Genomic DNA, 2198 nt, shown 5'->3' on the forward strand with positions numbered 1-2198 from the left:
GACCAACTCAAGGAAAAAGATGTAACGATAGCGTTCGGCCCTATTATCATGTCGAGAAGCGTGGATGAGGCAAAGCGCCTGCATCCTGAGAATGCCGTTGCTCTCCTCGGGAGTGGAACGCGCACAGCCATCATCGCGGGCCATCCCAACTATCCCGCCAAGTATCTGCGGATCTCGCTGGGCCTTCTTGTCGGTCGGGGCATCTCTCCTGAACAGGCTCTCGGGTCCGTCACAAGCGTTCCAGCCGGAATCCTTGGTCTGGACGGGTATGGCGAAATATGTCCTGGGTCTGTCGCTGACCTGGCGCTTTTCAAAGCGCAGCCATGGGAACCCGAAGGAGTGACTGAACATACGTTCGTCGGCGGAAACGAGGTATACGCACTCTCGTGAGTTGGTAAGAGCAAGGGCCCCGGAAGGGGCCCTTGCTCTCTCTCGCGTATCCGCCGCCAACGCTAGGTTGTTGGCGGCGGATTGTTGTCTCGATAGTGGTCCATGAAGCGGTCTCGCATGCCATACGCGTAGGTGCGGAACCGTTGCGCGTTGGTGTGGAACTGATTGCCCTTGATAAGGACTGAGGCAGCAAGAGCGACGACGATGATATAGTCGGGGTACCAAGGCTTGTGGACGGCGATCCAGATGACGATCGGGACAGCTCCGACTGCTGAAATAAACGGAGAGAAGTGTATCTTGGCCTTGATACGGGGGGCAAGCTTCCAGATGACGCCGGCGATGGCTGCGAAGGGGAGAGCCCAGAGCACTGCCACCAGATACCCCTGCAGCAGGATTCCCAAGGTTGTCGCGACGCCGCCTCCACCTCTGAACTGGAAGAAGACCGGCCAGTTGTGCCCGACGATGACAGCCATGAACGAGGCAATCAGGACCCAAGAGGGGACGACAATGGAACGCAGGACGAGGCTGAGCAGATAGCCCTTCATCACGTCGAGCAGCCCGACAGTAAGGCCATAGCCCCAACCGTATTGACGGACGCTCCCCGAAAGGCCGGGATTATCCTTCAGCCGAATATCTTCGTGCTTGACAACGAAGCTGAGGACAAGGCCCCAGCAAACAGAACCCCACAGGTACGATGCCACGACCAATGCCCCGTACTTGAGCCAGATGTTCATCAGGATCCTCCTGAACCGTTACTCGATGCCTGACTATGTTGCCTCTGATCCGCTTTCACTCGCAATCTGAGTTTATATCAATGTTCCGGCTTGTAAAGCAGGCTCTTGCCGGTATACTTGGCTACGCGATGCAATGCACTCGTACAGCCGTGATCATCGTTGTTTCTGGTGATACATCTGATATCACCCCTGTCGTGGAGGCCGCATGGGTTTCTGGACTGTTTTCGTCATAGCGGTGGGGCTTTCGATGGATGCGTTCGCGGTGTCTGTGGCGAATGGGTGCCGGATAAAGCGAATGACTCTGCGCGATGCGTTACGGCCAGGCTGGTGGTTTGGTGGGTTTCAGATGCTCATGCCTGTGCTGGGCTGGTTCGGGGGTCTCGCGCTCAGAGACCTTATCCAGAGTTTCAGCCACTGGGTTGCGTTCGGTCTTCTCGTGTTCATCGGCGGCAAGATGCTTGTCGAAGCCATGCATGGTGGAGGGCATGAAAACGACTGCGAGGCAGAGAGGCGCAGTACGCGCGACATGCTGATCCTTGCCATCGCTACAAGCATCGACGCTTTGGCGGTTGGTTTGAGTTTGTCGGTGCTGCGAGTACCGATCTGGTGGCCGGCCCTGCTTATCGGGCTGGTGACATTCGTGTTCTCGCTGGCAGGCACTCTGCTTGGTTGCAGCATCGGAAAGCTGGTCAAGGGCAAGGCCGAGATTGTGGGTGGCCTTGTCCTTATTGGTATTGGGATCAGGATATTACTCCAGGGATTGCACTAGGACGGATCGCTGCGGAAAGAAAGGAGGCTTATATATGGCACATACGTTGTTCAATGATGAGTACAAGTATCACATCAAGGTGAAGCAGGGTGATGTTGGCAGGTACGTTCTGCTGCCCGGTGACCCCGGTCGCTGTGAAGTCATCGCCAGGTGGTTCGACGACCCGGTGAAGGTTGCGCAGAACAGGGAGTATGTCACATATACGGGAACGCTCCTGGGCGAGAAAGTCTCGGTGACGTCGACCGGAATCGGAGGTCCATCGACCGCCATTGCAGTCGAAGAACTCGCGATGGTCGGTGCGGAGA

Annotated in this window: 4 protein-coding genes; 3 read left to right on the plus strand and 1 reads right to left on the minus strand. The window is 56.6% G+C overall.

All coding sequences use genetic code 11. The features are described 5' to 3' along the window. A partial coding sequence (locus SMC5_RS03775; RefSeq protein ID WP_165848956.1) for an amidohydrolase family protein occupies nt 1-390 on the plus strand: 390 nt, incomplete at its 5' end. 62 nt (nt 391-452) lie between these two features. On the opposite strand, the gene SMC5_RS03780 is transcribed toward SMC5_RS03775, so the two are convergent. Continuing rightward, a complete protein-coding gene (locus tag SMC5_RS03780; RefSeq protein WP_119119659.1) occupies nt 453-1124 on the minus strand; it encodes a glycerol-3-phosphate acyltransferase in 672 nt (223 codons plus the stop codon). 205 nt (nt 1125-1329) lie between these two features. Between SMC5_RS03780 and SMC5_RS03785 the strand changes: the two genes are divergently transcribed. Beyond that, on the plus strand, nt 1330-1893 hold the full coding sequence (locus SMC5_RS03785) for a manganese efflux pump MntP (RefSeq protein WP_119119660.1): 564 nt from the start codon (nt 1330-1332) through the stop codon (nt 1891-1893). Between the two features lie 34 nt (nt 1894-1927). Next, nucleotides 1928-2198: nucleoside phosphorylase (locus SMC5_RS03790; RefSeq protein WP_165848957.1), on the plus strand; the 271-nt coding region annotated here is incomplete at its 3' end.

The organism is Candidatus Cryosericum odellii, from assembly GCF_003570935.1.
Lineage (GTDB): Bacteria > Caldisericota > Caldisericia > Cryosericales > Cryosericaceae > Cryosericum > Cryosericum odellii.

What these genes read in the sequence shown, in the direction of transcription:
- SMC5_RS03785 (WP_119119660.1), top strand. Translation starts at nt 1,330, where the DNA reads ATGGGTTTCTGGACTGTTTTCGTCATAGCGGTGGGGCTTTCGATGGAT.
- SMC5_RS03780 (WP_119119659.1), bottom strand. Translation starts at nt 1,124, where the DNA reads ATGAACATCTGGCTCAAGTACGGGGCATTGGTCGTGGCATCGTACCTG.